Source organism: Fulvimarina fulva (assembly GCF_039652615.1).
Classification (GTDB): domain Bacteria; phylum Pseudomonadota; class Alphaproteobacteria; order Rhizobiales; family Rhizobiaceae; genus Fulvimarina.
The window spans coordinates 1-19,155 of sequence record NZ_JBDJAC010000016.1; the positions used below are offsets into that span (position 1 = coordinate 1).

General features: G+C 60.9%; 19 protein-coding genes and 1 tRNA gene. 8 read left to right on the plus strand and 12 right to left on the minus strand.

Annotation, left to right across the window (positions count from 1 at the left end; all coding sequences use genetic code 11):
- Positions 1-271: 271 nt before the first annotated feature.
- On the minus strand, positions 272-463 hold the full coding sequence (locus tag ABDX79_RS17395; RefSeq protein WP_346221578.1) for a hypothetical protein: 192 nt from the start codon (positions 461-463) through the stop codon (positions 272-274).
- A gap of 345 nt (positions 464-808) precedes the next feature.
- Between ABDX79_RS17395 and ABDX79_RS17400 the strand changes: the two genes are divergently transcribed.
- The 4 genes from ABDX79_RS17400 to ABDX79_RS17415 all read left to right on the plus strand — a co-directional run bounded on the left by ABDX79_RS17400 (position 809) and on the right by ABDX79_RS17415 (position 4,271).
- Positions 809-1,423 carry a sugar transferase gene (locus ABDX79_RS17400; protein ID WP_346221579.1) on the plus strand — a complete coding sequence of 205 codons (615 nt, stop codon included), beginning with the start codon at positions 809-811 and terminating at the stop codon, positions 1,421-1,423.
- Positions 1,424-1,479: 56 nt separating this feature from the next.
- Positions 1,480-2,814, plus strand: coding sequence for an NAD(P)H-dependent oxidoreductase (locus ABDX79_RS17405; RefSeq protein WP_346221580.1), 1,335 nt, complete (start codon positions 1,480-1,482; stop codon positions 2,812-2,814).
- Complete coding sequence (locus tag ABDX79_RS17410) at positions 2,801-3,544, plus strand: endonuclease/exonuclease/phosphatase family protein (protein ID WP_346221581.1); 744 nt, start codon at positions 2,801-2,803, stop codon at positions 3,542-3,544. Before ABDX79_RS17405 ends, ABDX79_RS17410 begins: the two co-directional genes overlap by 14 nt.
- A 130-nt stretch (positions 3,545-3,674) precedes the next feature.
- Positions 3,675-4,271, plus strand: a complete 597-nt coding sequence (locus tag ABDX79_RS17415; RefSeq protein ID WP_346221582.1) for a pyridoxamine 5'-phosphate oxidase family protein — start codon at positions 3,675-3,677, stop codon at positions 4,269-4,271.
- 181 nt (positions 4,272-4,452) lie between these two features.
- Here the strand turns inward: ABDX79_RS17415 and ABDX79_RS17420 are convergent.
- Positions 4,453-4,529, minus strand: a tRNA-Met gene (locus ABDX79_RS17420).
- A 136-nt stretch (positions 4,530-4,665) separates the two neighbouring features.
- Positions 4,666-4,890, minus strand: a complete 225-nt coding sequence (locus ABDX79_RS17425) for a hypothetical protein (protein WP_346221583.1) — start codon at positions 4,888-4,890, stop codon at positions 4,666-4,668.
- A 468-nt stretch (positions 4,891-5,358) separates the two neighbouring features.
- Between ABDX79_RS17425 and poxB the strand changes: the two genes are divergently transcribed.
- Entirely contained in the window at positions 5,359-7,083 is a 1,725-nt protein-coding gene (gene poxB / locus ABDX79_RS17430; protein ID WP_346221584.1) for a ubiquinone-dependent pyruvate dehydrogenase, read from the plus strand.
- A gap of 82 nt (positions 7,084-7,165) precedes the next feature.
- On the opposite strand, the gene ABDX79_RS17435 is transcribed toward poxB, so the two are convergent.
- Positions 7,166-8,242, minus strand: coding sequence for an extensin-like domain-containing protein (locus ABDX79_RS17435; RefSeq protein ID WP_346221585.1), 1,077 nt, complete (start codon positions 8,240-8,242; stop codon positions 7,166-7,168).
- A gap of 82 nt (positions 8,243-8,324) precedes the next feature.
- On the minus strand, positions 8,325-8,933 hold the full coding sequence (locus ABDX79_RS17440) for a CDP-alcohol phosphatidyltransferase family protein (protein ID WP_346221586.1): 609 nt from the start codon (positions 8,931-8,933) through the stop codon (positions 8,325-8,327).
- A gap of 183 nt (positions 8,934-9,116) precedes the next feature.
- Between ABDX79_RS17440 and apaG the strand changes: the two genes are divergently transcribed.
- Positions 9,117-9,512 carry a Co2+/Mg2+ efflux protein ApaG gene (gene apaG / locus ABDX79_RS17445; protein WP_346221640.1) on the plus strand — a complete coding sequence of 132 codons (396 nt, stop codon included), beginning with the start codon at positions 9,117-9,119 and terminating at the stop codon, positions 9,510-9,512.
- Positions 9,513-9,538: 26 nt separating this feature from the next.
- On the opposite strand, the gene ABDX79_RS17450 is transcribed toward apaG, so the two are convergent.
- The 7 genes from ABDX79_RS17450 to ABDX79_RS17480 all read right to left on the minus strand — a co-directional run bounded on the left by ABDX79_RS17450 (position 9,539) and on the right by ABDX79_RS17480 (position 15,182).
- Complete coding sequence (locus tag ABDX79_RS17450) at positions 9,539-10,204, minus strand: DMT family transporter (RefSeq protein WP_463671196.1); 666 nt, start codon at positions 10,202-10,204, stop codon at positions 9,539-9,541.
- Between the two features lie 51 nt (positions 10,205-10,255).
- Positions 10,256-10,450 (minus strand): hypothetical protein, encoded by a 195-nt coding sequence (locus ABDX79_RS17455; protein ID WP_346221588.1) that lies wholly within the window; start codon positions 10,448-10,450, stop codon positions 10,256-10,258.
- Positions 10,447-11,211: an ABC transporter ATP-binding protein gene (locus tag ABDX79_RS17460; RefSeq protein WP_346221589.1), complete on the minus strand. Its 765-nt coding sequence runs from the start codon at positions 11,209-11,211 to the stop codon at positions 10,447-10,449. The genes ABDX79_RS17455 and ABDX79_RS17460 overlap by 4 nt, the downstream gene beginning before the upstream one ends.
- Complete coding sequence (locus tag ABDX79_RS17465) at positions 11,208-12,248, minus strand: FecCD family ABC transporter permease (RefSeq protein WP_346221590.1); 1,041 nt, start codon at positions 12,246-12,248, stop codon at positions 11,208-11,210. Before ABDX79_RS17465 ends, ABDX79_RS17460 begins: the two co-directional genes overlap by 4 nt.
- Positions 12,245-13,276, minus strand: coding sequence for an ABC transporter substrate-binding protein (locus ABDX79_RS17470; RefSeq protein WP_346221591.1), 1,032 nt, complete (start codon positions 13,274-13,276; stop codon positions 12,245-12,247). Before ABDX79_RS17470 ends, ABDX79_RS17465 begins: the two co-directional genes overlap by 4 nt.
- 322 nt (positions 13,277-13,598) lie before the next feature.
- Positions 13,599-14,516, minus strand: a complete 918-nt coding sequence (locus tag ABDX79_RS17475; protein WP_346221592.1) for an oxidoreductase — start codon at positions 14,514-14,516, stop codon at positions 13,599-13,601.
- A gap of 204 nt (positions 14,517-14,720) precedes the next feature.
- A complete protein-coding gene (locus ABDX79_RS17480; RefSeq protein WP_346221593.1) occupies positions 14,721-15,182 on the minus strand; it encodes a tRNA (cytidine(34)-2'-O)-methyltransferase in 462 nt (153 codons plus the stop codon).
- A 192-nt stretch (positions 15,183-15,374) separates the two neighbouring features.
- Between ABDX79_RS17480 and ABDX79_RS17485 the strand changes: the two genes are divergently transcribed.
- Together ABDX79_RS17485 and ABDX79_RS17490 are read left to right on the plus strand one after the other, a co-directional pair.
- Complete coding sequence (locus ABDX79_RS17485) at positions 15,375-17,243, plus strand: ABC transporter ATP-binding protein (RefSeq protein ID WP_346221594.1); 1,869 nt, start codon at positions 15,375-15,377, stop codon at positions 17,241-17,243.
- Positions 17,240-19,141: an ABC transporter ATP-binding protein gene (locus tag ABDX79_RS17490; RefSeq protein WP_346221595.1), complete on the plus strand. Its 1,902-nt coding sequence runs from the start codon at positions 17,240-17,242 to the stop codon at positions 19,139-19,141. The genes ABDX79_RS17485 and ABDX79_RS17490 overlap by 4 nt, the downstream gene beginning before the upstream one ends.
- Positions 19,142-19,155: the final 14 nt, after the last annotated feature.

The following is a 19,155-nucleotide window of genomic DNA, read 5'->3' on the forward strand; positions in this document are numbered from 1 at the left end:
ACCCTCGTTACGCCAGATCGCCTGCGGAAAGCGGCCCGCGATCCGTTCCAGATCGGCAAACACCCGGTAGCGCTTTTCGGCGTGAAGGGCCTCGATCGCTTGCGAAAAATGGCGAGCGTAATCGATCATGCAAAACTCCTTACTCTGGAACGGTTCTAGGCCGCACCCTTTCCAAGTCCACAACGCCGGCAGCGCCAGATGCTGCGAAGTCCAGTCCTTGCGGACGCTCTGCTTTCAGCTCTTTGAACCGATCGACCCGACACAAAGACGCTCAGCCACGTTCCGTCTCGGCACTGTCGCCGCCTTCATCGCCTGGTTCGGGGGCGGGCGCTTTGTCCTGGATCAATGTCGAGCGATCGCGCCGCGCTTTCGCCTGTTCCTTGCGCCGCTTCAGATTGGCGCGAAGTTCGCGCTGGAGGCGCGCCTGGCGCTCTGAATTGCCGTTGCCTGCAGATCTGACCATAGTGTTTTCAACTCAAGTTTTCATTGAGACGCGCGATCTTGCCGCGCAGCAGCGCCGAATTTTATCCTGTTCAGGTGTCCATTTGGTCTTCGATACGCGCGTGCTCCAGTTCAGGAGGCTTAATTTTTGGATACTTTCCAATCATTGGCGCGCAATCGAGCGGAATTGCCGCAACGCGGGGACGGCCCGGTTCGATGCGACTTCCATGGCTTTGTCTTTTGAAGAGACGGGAAGCAGGCAAGACTAATTGGGGGCCGGCGCCTCCTCGGGGTACATGGTCGCCAGTCCGATTGTCGGCGTACTGAAATCCACATGCAAACCGATCCCAGCCATGCTAGCAGGGCCATGATGAAACGCTTATTCGATATTGTCGCCAGCGCGGCGGGGCTCCTCTTCACTGGCTGGCTGATCGCGTTGCTGGTTTTTCTGATCAAGCGTGAAAGCGAAGGCGATGGCCTGTTTCGCCAGACCCGCGTCGGCTATCGGGGCAAGCCGTTCCTTTGCTACAAGTTGAGGACGATGAAGCGGGAAACACCGGCGGGTGCCTCGCACGATACGCCCGCAACCTTCGTCACCCCGCTTGGTGCGAAGCTCCGCCGCTACAAGCTCGATGAACTTCCGCAGCTCTGGAATGTTCTAAAGGGTGAGATGAGCCTCGTTGGGCCGCGTCCCTGCCTGCCCATGCAGACCTTGCTGGTCACGGCCCGCGAAAAGAACGGCGCCTTCGATGTACGTCCGGGTATCACAGGCCGGGCCCAGGTGGCGGGTATCGACATGTCGGAACCGGAGCGTCTTGCCGAAATCGACGGCGCCTATGCACGCGAACGGACCTTCGGTGAGGATCTGAAGCTCATCCTCGCCACTGTCTTCGGTTCGGGGCGCGGCGATCGTGTCGCTCTCGAGGCGATGCCGGTGCAGCCGGGTCCTGATGGCGATATGACAAACGAGCAGGCGAAATGACCGGCGAGAGAGACCCGCTTCGCCAAGTGCGAGATGAAAGTTGAGAGACGAAATTCATGATTGATCGGGTCGGATTTGCTGCCGAACTTGCCGCCTATGCCGATGCGAACGGCCCGATTACGATCGGTCTTGCCGGCGCCGGGCAGATGGGAACCGATATCGTCGTCCAGACCGCGCTGATGGTCGGCTGCCGGGTCGGAGCCATCGCGGCAAACTCTCCGAAGCGGCCAATGGAGGCCATCGCGATTGCCGGCTTCGATGAGGGGCATGGCGTAACAGCAGCGACACCGGACGCAATCGACGCGGCGATCGAGCGCGGAAAGATCGCGGTCACCAGCGATATCGAGAGCCTCTGTGCGGCGGGGCGCGTCGACGTGATCGTCGATGCAACCGGTAGCCCGGAAATCGGCACCCGGCTGGCGCTGGCTGCGATCCGAAACGGCAAGCATATCGTCATGCTGAACGTTGAGGCGGATATCACCGTCGGGCGAATGCTTGCGCGAAAAGCGAGGCAAGCCGGTGTCGTCTACACCGGCTCGGCCGGTGACGAGCCCGCGTCGACGCTGGAGCTCATCTCCTTTGCCCAGACCCTCGGAATGGATGTGATCGCCGCAGGCAAGGGCAAGAACAATCCGCTTCGCCACGACGCCGTGCCCGAGGAATACGAGGAAGAAGCGCGCGAGCGGGACATGAACGCGCGCATGCTGGTCGAATTCATCGATGGTTCGAAAACCATGGTCGAGATGACCGCGATCGCCAATTGCACGGGGCTCGTGCCGGATGTTCCCGGCATGCATGGACCGGAAGCGACTGCCGACACGCTGGGTCAGGTTCTGGCAACGAAGGAGGACGGCGGCCTTCTCTCCAAGGCAGGCTGCGTCGATTACACGATCGGAAAGGGCGTTGCGCCGGGTGTCTTCTGCATCGTCAAGCCGCGTCATCCGCGCGCCATCGAGCGCATGGCTGATCTCAAGGTCGGGCCGGGACCGTGCTTCGGGCTGATCCGGCCGTTTCATCTGACCAGTCTGGAAACGCCATTATCGGCCATTCGCGCGGTCATGCGCGGCGAGCCTGACATGGTCCCGGTCGACAGACCGGTTGCGGAATGCGGCGCGGTCGCAAAGCGCGATCTGGAAGCGGGCGAAACCCTCGGCAAGATCGGCGAGACGCAGTATCGCGGCTTCTCCATGACCTGGGAGCACGGGCGTGAAAAGCGCGCCTTGCCGCTGGGCCTTGCCGAGCATTCGAAAGTGCTGAAGCCGGTGAAGCGCGGCGAGCTTCTGACGCGCGACAATTGCGAGCCCGATGCAACGCTTACCGTGACGCGCATGCGGAACGAACTCGATGCAGCTGACGGCTGGGCGCAGGCTGCGGCGCATGAGCCCGCCTGATCGCCCGGCCGACACGATCCGTATCGTCTCCTGGAACATTCATGGTGCGATCGGCCGTCGACGCCGTCCCGATCCAGAGCGGACGATGGGCGAGATCGAGCGGATGGCGCCGGACATCCTGATCCTTCAGGAAGTGGACGGTCGGACCATGTTCGGGCGTGCGGCGAATGCGTTCGAATTTTTCACCGATGGGCTCTGGAAGCGGCTTCCGCGGGTAAGCGATGAAAGATCCTGCCATTTGGCAGAAGCGCGGACGGCTGATTGGCCGAGCGACGATGTGGGCAATCTTCTCTGGTCGCGATTTCCGCTTTCTAATTTAAAGGTTCTGGATCTGCCGGGACCGGACATCGAAAATCGGAAGGCGATTATCGCTGAGATCGATCTCGGGGATCGGAGGTTGCGCGTCGTCGGAACGCATTTTGCACTTTTGCCCACGACGCGGCTGAAACAAGCCCGGGCGATCGTCGAACATATCGAAACAAGACCGGATATGCCGACCGTTCTCGGGGGCGATCTCAACGAGTGGCTTCCCAAGGGATGGGTGCATTCGACACTGTCGCGCCGATTGCCGCAAGGTTTTGCGCCGAGAACCTGGCCCGAGCGCGTTCCGATCGCTCCCCTCGACAGGTTCTATATGACAGGCGATGTTCAGGTGGTTGCTCGCGGAACCGACGCGCGGGCAGGCGCTGCCTCCGATCACCGTGCGATCTTCGTCGATATCCGCGTTTGAGTTGGTGCACCCGCACTCTGACGAAAAGGCGGAGCTGAACCGGCCTGATGGATTTCTATCCATGCTTTTGGGCGCGTGTTTTGATGTTCGTCCGAAATGGCGGAATGCAAACAATTGAAAAGGGACAGACATGACCCCGGACAAGCTTCGCGAGATCTATGGCGAGATATCCCCGCGCGCGGCGGCCAAGGTCATCACGGAATTCGACGCGCATTGTCGACGTTTTGTCGAACAAGCATCGTTTCTGGTGCTCGCAACCTCGGACGGAACGAATCTCGATGCATCGCCCAAAGGCGATCCGGCCGGTTTCGTCGAAATCGAATCGGATACGACGATGCTGATTCCCGATCGTCCAGGCAACAACCGCATCGACGGTCTCCTGAACATTCTGGCTCACCCGAAGGTCGCCGTTTGCCTCCTGATTCCAACGGTCAGCGAGACGCTGCGCGTCAACGGAAATGCCGAGATCCTCGACGACCCAGAATTATGCGAACGCTTCAGCGTGGGCGGGCGTACGCCCAAGACCGTGCTTCGGATTACCGCCGACGAGATTTTCATTCACTGCGGAAAGGCGCCCATGAGGGCAGGCCTCTGGTGCCCTGAGACCTGGCCGCCTTCCAGGCCGGTCGCGACTTTGAACGAGATGATCCGGGACCATGCACGTGTCGAGGTCGAAAGCGTGGATCAATCCGATGTCGAGGCGCGCTATCGCAAAACACTCTATTGAGCGTCGATGGCCGCACAAAGCTGTCGGCGGCGATGGCCGGGACAAAGATGTTTATCTGGGTGAGATAGAAATTGCGGTTACCGCAAAGCCGTTGATCGCGGCATCGAAGCCGCCTCAAAACAAATCTGGCCGACGTGCGGTCGGCCTGAACGGCTTAATTCTTGATAATATCTTGGAAGGTTGGTTGCGGGGAGAGGATTTGAACCTCTGACCTTCAGGTTATGAGCCTGACGAGCTACCGGACTGCTCCACCCCGCGCCAATTCCGAACCGCGTCTTCTTCGCTGCGTTCGGTGAACCCTATCTATGCGAGGACTCAGCGAATGTGAACCCCCTATGACAGGAAAATTCCGGGCCGATGAAACTTTCTTTCAAGGGCCCGAAAACTAACGATCTCAGGCGACTACTTCGCCACGATATCCGGTGAAACGGGTTTCGTGGATCAACTTGCTCATGGCGGCCGTCAGACGCGACTCCGCCGCGTTTGCGTCCATCCCGATATCGGCAAGCTGATTTTTGTCGAGATCGCGGGTTTCGCGAGCGCGATTGCTCGCATTTGCCTTTTTCTGGGCAGTGGCGTTAAAGCCACCGAAGATGACCGTCTTATGATTGAACCACATTGCCGTTTTCCCTAGCTGTGTGCTTGCCGAATGAGCAGCTAGCTGCCTTCTAAACGCGCATCTATTCGTCCGATCTCGCCCACGCCATCGCGAAGAATGCATAGGTCCTATGCACTCAATTCATCGCTCTTGATCGGGCGCGTTAACCTGATCTTCATTGATTCTTGCATGGGTTCAAATGCGGTGTTCGAAAGGCTTTGAAGCGCCTTTCTGCGCGGTCCAGCAGCAGGCATCTTCATGCTGATTCTGATGTGATGACAAGATGGTCTGGCAGTTCTGAAGCCCTGCATTGCCGGCGATGTCCTTCGTTCCTGTCCAACGAAGGGGGCTCGCTCGGTGTTTCGTCGACGATGGACCATGCCGCGCGCACATTGCTGTCATTCACGTCTTGCCGAGCGGCTTTCGCGCTAAATCTTGGGGGTTAGCAGAATGGCGTTGCAACGCGCTGAATGACGGAAGGGTTTCGGCATGGCCAAGACAATCGCTGATCTTTTGACCGAAACGCTCGCAGATTGCGGTGTGAGCCGCATCTGGGGCGTGACGGGCGACAGCCTGAATGGCATCGCGGCAAGTCTGGAGAAGCAGAAGTCCATAAAGTGGATGCATGTCCGGCATGAAGAGGTCGCAGCCTTCGCAGCGGGTGCCGAAGCGGCGGTGACCGGGGAACTTGCTGTCTGTGCTGGCTCCTGCGGGCCGGGCAATCTTCACCTGATCAACGGTCTGTTCGACTGTCAGCGCAATCATGTCCCCGTGCTGGCGATCGCGAGCCATATTCCGTCCAGCGAGATCGGTCTCAACTATTTCCAGGAGACGCATCCGACAGAGCTCTTCAAGGAGTGCTCGGATTTCGTCGAACTCGTCTCGAACGCCAAGCAGATGCCCGAAATTCTTCATCGTGCGATCCGCACCGCGATCGGTCGGCAGGGCGTGGCGGTTCTCGTCATTCCGGGCGACGTGTCCCTGCAGGAGGTCGAGGAGGGCGTAAAGTCCACGATTGCGCCGCTGGCGCGACCTGCGGTGACGCCGCCTGTTCAGGAAATCGATCGCCTTGCGGAGACCCTCGACGGATCCGAGGCGGTCACGCTTCTGTGCGGCGCGGGCTGCGCCGGCGCTCATGATGAGGTCGTCGCACTGGCGGAACGGCTCAACAGCCCGACGGTCCACGCCTATCGCGGCAAGGAACATATCGAATGGGAGAATCCCTTCGATGTCGGCATGACCGGATTGATCGGCTTTTCCTCTGGCTATCACGCCATGATGGAATGCGACACGCTCGTCATGCTCGGGACGGACTTCCCTTATCGCAACTTCCTTCCCAAGAAGGCGAAAGTGATTCAGGTCGATCGCGATCCGTCGGCGCTTGGGCGGCGGGCCAATCTTCACCAGGCGATCCACGGCGATGTGAAGGCGACGATCGACCAGCTGCTGCCCAAAATCCGCGAAGGGCGATCCGATGCCTTTCTCAAGACGGCGATTCAGCACTACAAGAGCGCGCGGCAGGGTCTCGACGAGCTCGCCGAGCCACGCAAGGCCGGCAAGCCGCTTCATCCGCAATATGTGGCACGAATCGTCGATGAACTGGCCGCAGAGGACGCCATTTTCACGGCAGATGTCGGGACGCCTGCCGTCTGGGCTGCACGCTATCTCAAGATGAACGGCAAGCGGCGGCTGGTCGGCTCCTTCTCGCACGGGTCCATGGCCAACGCGATGCCGCAGGCCCTCGGCGCCCAGGGTGCTTATCCGGATCGTCAGGTCATCTCTCTTTCGGGCGATGGCGGACTGACCATGCTTCTCGGCGACATTCTGACGGCAAAGCAGATGAAGCTGCCGATCAAGATGGTCGTCTTCAACAACGGCTCCCTCGGCTTCGTCGAGATGGAGATGAAGGGCGCTGGCTATCTGCCGACGAACGTGGCGCTCGACAGTCCCGATTTCGCGCAGCTCGCAAAGTCCTGCGGCATCGGCGGCTGGCGCGTCGAGAATTCGGACGATCTGAAGAATACGCTCCGCGAGGCATATTCATACGATGGTCCGGCCCTGGTCGACGTTTCGGTGGCGCGGCACGAACTCTCGATGCCGCCGAAGATCCAGGCCGCACAGGCCAAGGGCTTCAGCCTCTATACCTTGCGCGCGATCATGTCGGGACGAGGCGACGAAATCCTCGAACTGGCGGAAACCAATCTCTTCCGGTGAGCTGCGGCGCATAGAGGCCTGAAGTTCTCAGCCATCGTTATTGCGTCGAACCGGAATCGGCACTGTTTTTCGGTTTGACGCTTCAGCGGCAATACGGACCGTTGGAGCGGGCAGCGAGATCGAAGTGGAAGTGGCTTGCGTGGTCCGCGTCCGTCCCCGGTCCCAGAACCGTGGTGAAAGGACCACAAGCTGCTTCCCTGACCTCTTGAAGAAACTTGCCTTCCGGTGACTGCGGATCTGCGTTCGAAACCGGAACCTCGGTATCCTCGAATACGAAGGCGCCGATATCGATCGCGGCGCCGCGAGCATGTTCGGAGATCTTTTCTCCTGAGCCGCGATTGCGGCAGACATAGGTTGAGACACGCGCCAATCCGGTCAGGGTCCGGTCCGGAAAATAGGTCTTCGCGGCGGGCTCGACCGCCGATGTCACCCAGCGCTCCAAAGCGTCGGCGACCGGGCACCACATCTGCGTCTCGGACCTCACGGCAATGCCATTGGAGAGTCTTGTAACCGAGACAGGCCGAAGTACGCCGCAGCTTCCAGTGTTGATCGACTTGCCTGTTGCGAATATCACACCGAGCTTTTCAAGCCGGGCTTCGCATTCCTCGGAGGCAAGGAGCGCACCGGCTGCGCGCACGGCGGTGGCTGGCGTTACCGATTTGAGCTTGGTTCGAGATGGACTGGGCAAGGAATCATCTTGCGGCGCCGTTTTCGACGGAGAGGCGTCGGTGGATGAGGACGCAGCGTCTTCAGGCGCTTCGCCATTATCCGGGCGTGCTTCCGGCAGCGGCACGGCATCGGCCTTTGCAGATATCGACTTCTGCTCAGCGTCCGGCTGGTTGGGCTGCTCCGTCCCGATCGAAGAAGGGGCCGCTGTCGGCTCCGCGTCAGCACCTTCTTTGCGTAGCGCGCCGCCTTCAGGGGATGCGGGTTCTCGCTCACCCGCTTCTGGATCGTTGGTCTTCCGGCTGTTTGCCTCGTTGACGGATGCAGGGCTGACCGTTTCGGGTTTAGCGGCCCCATCCACCGCGTCGCCGCCTTCGCTCGTCGCTGCGTCCGGCCTCGCCTCTGGGCGAGGCACCGGGTCGCCCACCTCCTGTGCAAGGCTCCAACCCGGCACGGTGAGCAGCAGAAGAAGGCACGGCAGGGTCAGGCGCATGGGATGCTCGCTTCCAGTGGTCGGCCGCCAGACGCTCCGCTCAATTGTTGTTGCTTTTGCGGCGCTTAAAGTCAGAGCGGGCTCAATCGAGCGTTCGCCTTGCGCGCAGGATCCGGGCGAGAAAGGTGATGGCGGTCAGGCTCGCGAAGAGCCAGGCGAGAACCGGGAAGACGCCGGGAAACAGACAAAAAAGGGCGAAGAACACGAAGGTCTCCGTTCCCTCCATGAGCCCTTCGGTGAAGGCGAGCGCCTTTCCGCCCCGAGCGGTCTCGTCGGCCTTGTCCTGTTTTTCCAGCATCAGGGCGAAAGCCAGAACGCTGCCGCCATTCGCATAGAAGGCGAGCAACAGGACCGCGCCAGCGACGGCGTTTCGATCGGGATCGGCGATAACAAAGGCGAGCGGGATGGCACCGTAAAAGACGAAATCGAGAACGATATCGAGCATGCCGCCGAAATCGGTCTTGCGTGTTGCCCGGGCGACGGCTCCGTCGAGGCCATCGCAGAGGCGGGACAGTGCGCCGACGACGAGGCCTGCAGTGTAGTGTTCCGAGGCAATGAGCCCGGCGGCGACGAGACCGATCGCAAGTCCGACGAGCGTCACCGTGTTCGCTGTCACGCCTGATGCGACCAGCATGCTTGCGATGCGATCGACGAGCGGATCAATTCGTTTGCGCAAGCGGATATCGAACATGTCGGGAGGCGCGATCCGGTGGGTGATGTCTGTGGCACCCTATCCCAGCAGCACATCCACGTCATTGTCGTTTTCCCGCTGAATGCCGCAACTGCGAACGAAGATGCTCGCCAGATGGCGCAAAGCCCCTATCTCGGAAGTTCAGCGACCAGCCTCCAAATCTCGCTGCCAACGAGCGAACCGATGTATCAGCTGCGAACCGACGACATTCTCATCTCTGTGACCCCGAACTTTCTGCCTGAACAGTCCGAGCCGGAAGAGAGCCGCTATGTCTGGGCCTACACGGTCTCGATCGAGAACCTTGGCGAGAAGACCGTGCAGCTGATCGATCGCTACTGGCGGATCACAGATGAGAAGGGAAACGTGCAGGAAGTGGCAGGGGCTGGTGTCGTTGGAGATCAGCCGGTGATCGCGCCTGGCGACAGCTACACCTATACGTCCGGCTGCCCGCTTCCGACTCCGTCCGGCATCATGCAGGGCCATTACGGAATGCTCGACAGTGACGGCACGCGCTTTATGGCCGAGGTGCCGGCGTTTTCGCTCGACATACCCCAGAAAGGCCGCCGAACCCTGAATTGATCGCTCAGGGCGCGGTCAATATTCGCCTATGTCCGCGCCTTTCTGCCCCTCGGCAGGGCCACGAGAGATCCGGCGATAATGAGCGGCGTGGCAATCAGGAAGGATTCGTTCGGCATTTCGGCGAAGACGAGCAGACCGGCAAGCGCAGCCCAGAGGATCGAGAGATATTCGAACGGCGCGAGGGCTGCCGCGTCTGCATGGCGGAACGAGAGCGTCATCAGGATATGCGCGATCCCGCCAAAGAGACCTGCCCCGACCAAGAGCATCGCCTCTGCCGGGGTCGGCATCGTCCAGCCGAATGGCAAGGTCGCAAGCCCCGCAACGGCGGAAACGACGGCGAACCAGAGGGCGATCGCGCCGGCCTTTTCACCCGCCTTCGATAGCCGCCGAACCTGGATCAGCGCGCCGGCGGTTAAAAGCGCCGTCGCCAGCCCCATGAAGAGACCTAGCGACGATCCCTCAGGGAGGTTTCCCGACAGGGCCGGAAGGGCGAAGGCAGCCCCGCCGCAAAGGCCAAGGGCGATCCCGCTGATTCTCTTGGCGTTCAGGTTTTCTTGTAGAAAAAGCCAGCCGAGAAGTGCCAGCATGACCGGAGACAGGTAGGACAGGAGTGTCGCCTCCGCGAGCGGGAGCATGCGGATGGTGGCAAAGGACGTGAACATGGCCGTCGCTCCAAGAAGCGAGCGCGCCATATGACCAAAAGGACGCTTTGTCCCGAGACCCCGTGGAAAATCGCCCGTCCACTACAAGAAGAGGACGAGGGGTAACAGCGCGACGGCGGAGCGAAAGAAGACCACCTGGCCAAGCGGCACCGACTGGCCGAGAGCCGTGATGCAGACGCCCATTCCGGCGAAGGCGAGGGTGGAGCCGATGCGCAGCACGACGCCGAGGGCTTCGCTCGGCAACGGGCTGCGAATGTCTTCGCTTGATGAGCTCATTCGCTGAGAAACCGGATATGCGGACGGGACGTGTTGTCGAGGGCGCTAATATGCGCGTCGATGCGAAAAACGTCCTTCAGGAGCCTTTCGTTCAGCACCGTTGCTGGAGGACCGCATTCGACGAGACTGCCGTTCTGCATCACGGCGATCCGGTCGCAGAACATGGCCGCGAGGTTGAGGTCGTGCAGCGCCACGACACTGGTCAGGTCGAGGTCGCGCACCATTCGCAGGATCTCGATCTGGTGATGGATGTCGAGATGGTTGGTCGGCTCGTCGAGAAACATAATGCTGGGCGATTGGGCAAGCGCCCGGGCGATATGGACCCGCTGGCGTTCGCCGCCGGAAAGCGTCTGCCAGGCCTGTGCCCGATGCCCCATCATGTCGACGCGGGTCAGCGCGCTGGTGACCGCCTCCTCGTCCGCGGCAGACCAGCCGGAAAGAGCAGACCGGTGCGGGGTGCGACCGAGCTTCACCACGTCGCGCACTGAGACATTCGTGTCTGTTGCCGAACTCTGATGCACGAATGCTATCTGGCGGGCGAGCGCGCGGCGCGACATGCCGGCAATGTTCCGGCCCTCGATCTCGATCGTACCGGATCGGGGTCGCTTCAGGCCCGCCAGCAGCCGCAGGAGCGAGGACTTTCCCGAACCGTTCGGGCCGATCAGCCCGAGGGTTTCGCCCCGCTCGACCGACACAGACACTTCGCGGACGATGGTCTTGCGCCCAACACCCCAGACGAGATTTCGTGCATCGATCGTCATGTCTGTGGCCGTGAGCGATAAAGGATGAGGGCGAAGAAGGGCACGCCGACCAGGGCGGTCACCACGCCGATTGGCACTGTCTGCTGGCTGACGATGACGCGCGATGCGATGTCGGCCAGCACCATGAAGACGGCACCGATGGCAGCGCAAGCGGGGAGCAAGCGCAGATGCATCGGCCCCACGATATAGCGGGCCGCATGGGGCACCACGAGACCGACAAAGCCAATTGCCCCGACCATGCTGACGATCGTCGCGGTAATCATGGCGGTCAGCGCGAACAGGACCAGACGAATGCGCGCCACGGGAACGCCGAGCGCCGCCGCATCCTCGTCGCCGAAGGTGAAGGCATCGAGCGCCCGAGCCATCCACAGGCAGACACCCAGCCCCAGCGCCACGACGACGATCAGGAGATGAAAATCGGGCCAGCGCACGCCGCCGAAGCTGCCGAGCAGCCAGAACATGACGTCGCGCGCCTGCTGCGCATTGCCGGAGGTGGTTACGATGTAGGAGGTGAGCGCATTGAAGAGTTGCGCTGCCGCGACGCCGGCGAGGATCGTATGGTTTGGGCCGCTCGTCGCTCCGTTGGAGAGAAGCGCGACCAGCGCGAAAGCGCTGAAGGCACCGGCAAAGGCACCCATCGAGAGGGAAAGGCCTCCGCCGCCTATGCCCAGAACGATGACGCAGACCGCGCCGGTTGACGCGCCCGCCGACACACCGAGCACGAAAGGCTCGGCAAGGGGATTGCGAAGGAGCGCCTGCAGGATCGCGCCGCAAAGGGCGAGACCTGCCCCGGAGAGTGCCGCCACCAACGCCCGGCTGAGGCGCAGGTCCCAGACGACGCTTTGCTCGATTGGCGGGATCTCGGCGCTTGTCAGATCAAGCCCGTTCGTGACGGCAAGAAACACCGTATGAAGGCTGATGGCATAATCGCCAATGGCGGTCGCCACGGCGACCACGAAGCCGAGCAAAAGAAGTGAGAGCACCAGAAACAGGGCCAGCCAGCCGGCCCCGCTTCCGGTCTGGGCGCGGGTCGTCACGGAAGATCGAATGTCTTGAGCTGCTTTGCCACTTCCTCAGCACCGTACAGGGTGCGAATGCTCGGATTGGTCGCGGCCCCGCTCATCACGGCGATGCGCCCCGCCTTCACCGCTTCCATCTGGCTCACGGTGGGATCGGTCGTCAGAAACTCGATCTTGTTCTTGGCCTCGTCGAGGCCCCAGCGCTTGCGATCGACCTGCGCAGCGACGATGACGGTCGGGTTCGAAGCCATGATGCCCTCCCAGCCGAGCGCCGGCCATTCCGCTTCGGTCTTGAGCGCGTTCGAGCCACCAAGCAGATGGGCGATATAGCCCGACGGGCCATTGCCCCCGGCCAGATAGGCGTCGTCGGCGGGCGAGGGGCTGGAGAACCAGAAGAGGAAGGTCAGGTCATCGCGTTTGGGAAATTCGGCTTTTAGCGCCGCTTCGCGGGCTTTCAGGTCGGCAATCAGAGCCTCACCGCGATCAGCGACATCGAAGATGCGCGCAAGGTCCTCGATCTCCTGGTAGAGAAGATCCATCGACCACAGATTCTTTCGCAGGCCATAGACGCTTGTCGCGGCGCTGTTGCTGGCATTATCCGTGTCGGTTTCCACAGTGCAGGCGCTTGGCGACAGATAGGTGGGAATTTCGAATTTCTCGAAATCCTCGCGCTTGGCCACCTTGCTATCGGGACCTAGCAGCGTGGTGAGCATCGCGGCGACGAAATCCGGCTGCTTAGACAGGATCGATTCCAGCGTCGGGAATTCGACGGTCAGAACCTCGACCTTGTCGTTGGCGTCTTCAAGTTCTGGCAGCACCTTGTTCGGCCAGAAGGCGGTAGCGGCCATCCGGTCTTCGAGACCAAGCATGAACATGACCTCGGCGCTGTTCTGGCCGAGGGCTACGGCGCGCTCCGGCGCCTTCTCAAAGGTGACCTCGCGGCCGCAGTTTTCGATCGTCAGGGGGTAGGACGTCGGTTCGGTCCGCGCTGGCGTACAAACAATGACCGCAAGGCCGGTGAGTGCGATCAGGCACCTGTTCAGCATGTTCTTGTCCCATGTTCGGAAACGAATTCGAGCGCGTCGTAATCCTGCGTCCAGCATAAAACAAGAGTTCTTTTATCCAGATAAAGACCTACGGGTGAACGCAGAGTTTCGGCGAGCGCGATATCTGCCGAAAGGAAAAAGGTCTGAATGAAGGTCGCTGCCAATCCAGGCGAAACTGCCGGATTATGACGCTCGGCACGAATCCAGATTCGAATGGCAGACCAACGCCCAGAGAATCAAGGGGACGTGCGCGACCAAAATCCGAAGACTGTTGTCAGGTTTCGTTTGTTCAGGCCTCCAGCAATCGAAGTCGGCTGCAGGCTCAAGAGGCCTGCAACGGATATCGAACGCCGGTCATCTCTTCCGAGACTTCCCAGAGCCGTTTTGCAAGATCTGGATCACGCGCGCGATCGGTCGATTTGGCAAGTGTCGCGGGACCTGCGGTCTCGCCGCGCTTGCTCGGGCCGACATAGGCACCCCCGTCGAGCCTTGGCGACGTCGCGGCGGCGAGGGTGGGCCATGCGCCTTCGGCCGCGGAGTTGAGAAACAGCTTGCCGGGCAGCATCAGATATTGCGCAGGACCAGGGAGAAAGCGCATGAGATTGGTTGCAGCGATACCAGGATGGCAGGCGACGGCGATGGCTTCGGCCTTTGCGCGCCGGAGCCGGCGGTCCAGTTCGTACATATGCAGAAGATTGGCGAGCTTGCTCGCTTGGTAGCGTTCCAGCCGACTATAGCCCTTTTCGGCGTTGAGATCGTCGAAGTCGATCTTTGCCTTTCGATGCGCAATCGAACTGGTGAGGACGATCCGCGCATAGGGCCGTTCGATCAACTGGTCTATGAGGAGCCCTGTAAGCGCGAAGGCTCCGAGGTGGTTGACGCCGAACTGCAGCTCGAAGCCATCCTTTGTGTGCCCGAGCGGCGGCACCATGACGCCGGCATTATTAACGAGGACGTCGAGTTTTTCCTCGGACGCCAACTTTGCGGCTGCGCCGCGGATGGAGCCAAGATCGGCGAGATCGATCGGGACGAAAGCGAGATCGGCGTTCGGATGGGTCAAGCGGATCTCGGCCATGGCAGACTGCGCCTTGGCCTCAGAACGGCAACCAAGAAGAACGCGAGCCCCCTTGCCTGCGAGAACACGCGCAGTTTCGAGTCCAAGGCCGGAATTGGCACCGGTGACGAAAAAGGTGCGGCCCGATTGATCGGTTACGTCCTCGGCGGTGAAGTTCCTGAGCATTGAGAGCCTACCCGTGTCGTTCGATGTGGTGCTTTGTACCAACGGACCCTAGAGTCGTTCGTCGGCCAAATGAAACGATGATCGGATCGATTCGTGCGGTTGCGACAGATCTTAATTGGGACCTGGATCCATGGTTATCGAGGGTGTCGCCGGACTTTCGTGACCAGCGGGTCGTTCTCTCATTCCTTCATGCGTTGATCCATTTCACGAGCGATGACGTAGCTGGCGCACTGCTTCGCCCGCGACCAGCGCCACCGATGCGGACAGGTTCATGGAGCGCGCGCCCGGCTGCATGGGGATCGTCAGCCGCGCATCCGCCGCTGCGTGAACCTCTTCGGGAACGCCAGCGGTTTCACGCCCGAACATCACGACGTCGTCATCGCGAAATTCGAAATCCCAGACCACGCTGTCGGCCTTTGTCGTCAGGAGGACCAGGCGGCGGTTCTTTTCGGTTCGCCAGCGCTCGAACGCGTCGAAATCTGCATGTTTTGTGAGGTTTGCGAGCGAGAGGTAATCCATGCCCGCACGCTTCAACGAGCGGTCGGAGAGTTCGAAACCCGTTGGTTCGACGATCTCGATCCCGAGGTCGAGGCAGGCTGCCGTTCGCATCACGGCCCCGGTGTTTCCGGCAATGTCCGGTTGATAGAGCGCGATCGAGATCGCCATGGCGGAGTTGCTCCCTGGTGAAATTGCCATCGGTCGAAGGTTCTGGAACTGCCGGTGTGATCGCCGGGATGAGCGCCTATATCGGAACAGTCGCAGAAGCGCGACGCTCGACGTGTAAGAACGCTGCAGCGTTCAGTTCAAGCTTCTCATGCCTCGCATCGATGCGATGCGGCCTCACACCTTGGTTTCCCGATGTTTGCTCGTTTCGAACGGCTCCTCAATCCGTTTCCTGAAGTGCCCGTCTCGGCGCCGCCGACCCATTCGGTCGGTGCCTTTATCTGGCATTTCGCCAGGCCGGCATGGCGCCTGCTGGCGGTCCTCGTCATCATCACCTTCTCGTTTTCCGCGATCGAAGTCTCTCTGTTCGCCTTTCTGGGTGACCTCATCGACTGGTTCGCGGGCGCCAATCGCGAGACCTTCCTTGCGGAGTACGGATGGCAGTTGGCGGGCCTCAGCGTCCTTATTCTGGTCGTTATGCCGGCGATCATGCTGTGTGACGGCTTCATCAGCTTTCAGGCGATTTTCGGCAACCTGCCGATGCGCTTCCGCTACACGATGCATCGCTGGCTGCTCGGTCATTCCGTTTCGTTCTTTCAGGACGAATTCGCCGGCCGGGTCTCGCAGAAACTCATGCAGACGGCGCTCGCGGTGCGCGAGGTCATCATCAAAGCGATCGACGTTTTCCTCTATATCGTCGTCTACATGACCGGCATTCTGGTGGTCGTCGGATCGACCGACTGGCGCATGACGCTGCCTTTCATCGGCTACGTCGTTCTCTATGTCGCAATGTTGGCCTATTTCGTTCCGCGGCTCGACAGGGTGTCCCAGCGCCAGGCCGATGCGCGAGCGGAAATGACGGGGCGCATCGTCGACGCCTATGCCAATATCGAGGCCGTAAAGCTCTTCGCCCATACAAGGCGCGAAGCGGACTATGCCCGCCAGTCGATGCGCATCTTCCTCAATCCGGTCTACGATCAATCGCGTTTGATTACGCAGTTCATCGTCGTCTTGCAGTTCCTGAATTCACTCCTGCTCTTCGGCGTGGGCGCAGTGGGCGTTGCCAACTGGACCGGTGGCCTCGTCACGGCCGGCGCGATCGCCGCTGCAATCGGCATTGTCCTGCGCGTTCAGGGCATGAGCCACTGGATCATGTGGGAAGTGTCCTCGCTGTTCGAGAACCTCGGCACGATCCGCGACGGCATGGAGACGTTCAAACGCCCTCATCAGGTGGTCGACAAGCGTGCGCCGGCCACCCTCGACGTACGGCGCGGCGAGATCAATTTCGAGAAGGTCACCTTCCATTATGGCAAGGAAGGCGGCGTTCTGGAGGACTTTTCACTTCGCATCCGGCCCGGTGAAAAGATTGGTCTGGTGGGCCGATCCGGCGCGGGCAAATCGACCATCCTCAATCTCCTGCTGCGCTTCCATGACGTGGAAAAGGGCCGCATCACCATCGACGGCGTCGATATCTCCGAGGCCGGACAGGACGAGTTGCGCGAGCGCATCGGCATGGTCACGCAGGATACCTCGCTGCTCCATCGCTCCATCCGCGAGAACATCCTCTATGGAAAACCGGAGGCAACCGAGGCGGAGATCGAAGCAGCCCTGAAGTCTGCCAGGGCCGCCGATTTCGTCGCCGAGCTCGTCGACCACAAGGGACAGCGCGGTCTTGAGGCCGAGGTCGGCGAGAGGGGCGTCAAATTGTCCGGCGGCCAGCGTCAGCGGATCGCGATCGCGCGCGTTATGCTGAAGGACGCGCCGATCCTCCTCCTCGACGAGGCGACCAGCGCGCTTGATTCCGAGGTCGAGGCCGCGATCTCGGACAATCTCTACCGGCTCATGGAGAACAAGACCGTCATCGCCGTTGCCCACCGCCTGTCCACCATCGCAGCGCTCGATCGGCTGATCGTTCTCGACGAGGGACGGATCGTCGAAGAAGGGACCCATAGCGAGCTGGTCGCGGCCGGCGGTCTCTACGCACAGCTCTGGGATCGGCAAGTCGGCGGGTTCCTCATTGATGGCGAGCCGACAGAGACAAGAGAGGCGAGGGCAGCCCAATGATGATGGACGGTTTCCTAAAGCGTTTCGAAAACGTTCTCGATCCGTTCGAAGACAAGGGCGAGGCCGAAGAACACGCGCGGTTCAATCGCGTCGGCCATCTCGATCCTCTGCCGAACGATGCCAACCGGTTCATCTGGCATTTCGCCAAGCAGGCGAAATGGCCGCTGATCGGGCTTCTTGTTTGCGGCGGTCTGACCGGCCTTGTCGAAGCAGTGATGTTCACCGGCGTCGGCTGGCTTGTCGACGCCATGGACACGACGTCACCTTCCACCTTTATCGCCGAGCATTTCTGGCTGATCGCCGGCCTTCTCTTCGTGACGTTGATCGGCCGGGCTCTGGTTCTCTTTGCCGCTTCCGTCCTTGAAGAGCAGATGATCGCGCCGAGCTTCTTCAACCGCATTCGCTGGCAGAGCTATCGGCGGATCATCGACCAGAGCTACACCTTCTTCCAGAACGATTTCGCGGGCAGGCTTGCCCAGAAGGTTCAGCAGGCGGGGCAAGCGACGGGCGATTTCGTCACGACGGTCCTACAAACCTTCTGGTCCTTCATCACTTTCGTCGTGTTGACGATCTCGATCCTGGGCGCGATCGACTGGCGAATGTCGGTGGTGCTGGCGATCTGGTCGCTCGGCTACATCTGGATGATCCGCAACCTCCTGCCGCAGATCCGTATTCTCGGCCGCGAACGGGCGAATGCAAATTCGGTCTGGACCGGCCGCGTCGTCGACAGCTTCACCAACATCCTTTCGGTGAAGCTTTTCGATGCGACGCGCAAGGAAGACGCCTTCGTGAAGGAGGGCTTTGCGAAATATGTCGATGCCGTTCGCCGGCTTTGCAGGGCGCTGACGACGATCCGTACGGCGATTGCGGTGCTGAACGGGCTCATGATGACCGGCGTCGGCTGGGTCGCGATCGTGGGCTGGCAATCGGGGGTGGTATCGACGGGCGGGGTGGCAGCAGCCCTCGGTCTCGTTCTGCGGCTCAACCAGATGTCGGGCTGGATGATGTTCAACATCAATGGTTTGGTCCGGAACTACGGCACGATCCAGGATGCCGTGGCGACCATCAGCCCGCTGCCAAATCTCATCGACAAGCCGGACGCGTTGCCGCTCAAGGTCGAGAAGGGGGCGGTCGCCTTCGAGAACATCACCTTCCACTATGGCAAGGGCGAAGGCGTGATCGAGGACTTCTCTCTCGATATCAAGCCGGGTGAAAAGGTTGGCCTTGTCGGGCGTTCGGGCGCCGGCAAGACGACTCTCGTGAACCTTCTCCTGCGGCTTTACGATGTGGAAGACGGTCGCATCACCATCGACGGACAGGCGATTTCCGAAGTGACCCAGTCGTCGCTACGCGCCGCCATCGGCGTCGTTACGCAGGATACCGCGCTGCTTCATCGTTCTATCCGTGAGAACATCGCCTATGGGCGCAGCGATGCATCGGACGAGGAGGTTTTCGATGCGGCCGCGCGCGCCAACGCGGCGGAGTTCATTCCGACCCTGCGCGATCCGAAGGGCAACGCCGGTTATCAGGCAACGGTCGGCGAGCGCGGAATCAAACTGTCGGGCGGCCAGCGCCAGCGTATCGCGATCGCGCGTGTGCTTTTGAAGGATGCGCCGATCCTCCTTCTCGACGAGGCGACGAGCGCTCTCGATTCCGAGGTCGAAGCAGCGATTCAGGATAATCTCAACCAGATGATGGATGGTAAGACGGTGATCGCCATCGCCCACCGTCTGTCGACCATCGCTTCGCTCGACCGGCTGATCGTCATCGATCAGGGCCGGATCGTCGAGGAGGGGCGCCATGCGGATCTGATCCAGCGGGGCGGGCTCTATGCTCAGCTCTGGAACCGGCAGTCCGGCGGCTTCATCGGCGATCTCGAACGTGAGGCCGCTGAATAACGCTGCCGCGTGCG

Excerpts from the sequence above, each read along its gene's own strand:
- ABDX79_RS17435 (WP_346221585.1), bottom strand. The coding sequence starts at position 8,242 with ATGCGCCTGACCCTGCCGTGCCTTCTTCTGCTGCTCACCGTGCCGGGT.
- poxB (WP_346221584.1), top strand. The coding sequence starts at position 5,359 with ATGGCCAAGACAATCGCTGATCTTTTGACCGAAACGCTCGCAGATTGC.
- ABDX79_RS17415 (WP_346221582.1), top strand. The coding sequence starts at position 3,675 with ATGACCCCGGACAAGCTTCGCGAGATCTATGGCGAGATATCCCCGCGC.
- apaG (WP_346221640.1), top strand. The coding sequence starts at position 9,117 with ATGTATCAGCTGCGAACCGACGACATTCTCATCTCTGTGACCCCGAAC.
- ABDX79_RS17395 (WP_346221578.1), bottom strand. The coding sequence starts at position 463 with ATGGTCAGATCTGCAGGCAACGGCAATTCAGAGCGCCAGGCGCGCCTC.
- ABDX79_RS17480 (WP_346221593.1), bottom strand. The coding sequence starts at position 15,182 with ATGGCGATCTCGATCGCGCTCTATCAACCGGACATTGCCGGAAACACC.
- ABDX79_RS17485 (WP_346221594.1), top strand. The coding sequence starts at position 15,375 with ATGTTTGCTCGTTTCGAACGGCTCCTCAATCCGTTTCCTGAAGTGCCC.
- ABDX79_RS17460 (WP_346221589.1), bottom strand. The coding sequence starts at position 11,211 with ATGACGATCGATGCACGAAATCTCGTCTGGGGTGTTGGGCGCAAGACC.
- ABDX79_RS17440 (WP_346221586.1), bottom strand. The coding sequence starts at position 8,933 with ATGTTCGATATCCGCTTGCGCAAACGAATTGATCCGCTCGTCGATCGC.
- ABDX79_RS17455 (WP_346221588.1), bottom strand. The coding sequence starts at position 10,450 with ATGAGCTCATCAAGCGAAGACATTCGCAGCCCGTTGCCGAGCGAAGCC.
- ABDX79_RS17450 (WP_463671196.1), bottom strand. The coding sequence starts at position 10,204 with ATGGCGCGCTCGCTTCTTGGAGCGACGGCCATGTTCACGTCCTTTGCC.
- ABDX79_RS17425 (WP_346221583.1), bottom strand. The coding sequence starts at position 4,890 with ATGTGGTTCAATCATAAGACGGTCATCTTCGGTGGCTTTAACGCCACT.
- ABDX79_RS17490 (WP_346221595.1), top strand. The coding sequence starts at position 17,240 with ATGATGATGGACGGTTTCCTAAAGCGTTTCGAAAACGTTCTCGATCCG.
- ABDX79_RS17470 (WP_346221591.1), bottom strand. The coding sequence starts at position 13,276 with ATGCTGAACAGGTGCCTGATCGCACTCACCGGCCTTGCGGTCATTGTT.
- ABDX79_RS17405 (WP_346221580.1), top strand. The coding sequence starts at position 1,480 with ATGATTGATCGGGTCGGATTTGCTGCCGAACTTGCCGCCTATGCCGAT.
- ABDX79_RS17475 (WP_346221592.1), bottom strand. The coding sequence starts at position 14,516 with ATGCTCAGGAACTTCACCGCCGAGGACGTAACCGATCAATCGGGCCGC.
- ABDX79_RS17410 (WP_346221581.1), top strand. The coding sequence starts at position 2,801 with ATGAGCCCGCCTGATCGCCCGGCCGACACGATCCGTATCGTCTCCTGG.
- ABDX79_RS17400 (WP_346221579.1), top strand. The coding sequence starts at position 809 with ATGATGAAACGCTTATTCGATATTGTCGCCAGCGCGGCGGGGCTCCTC.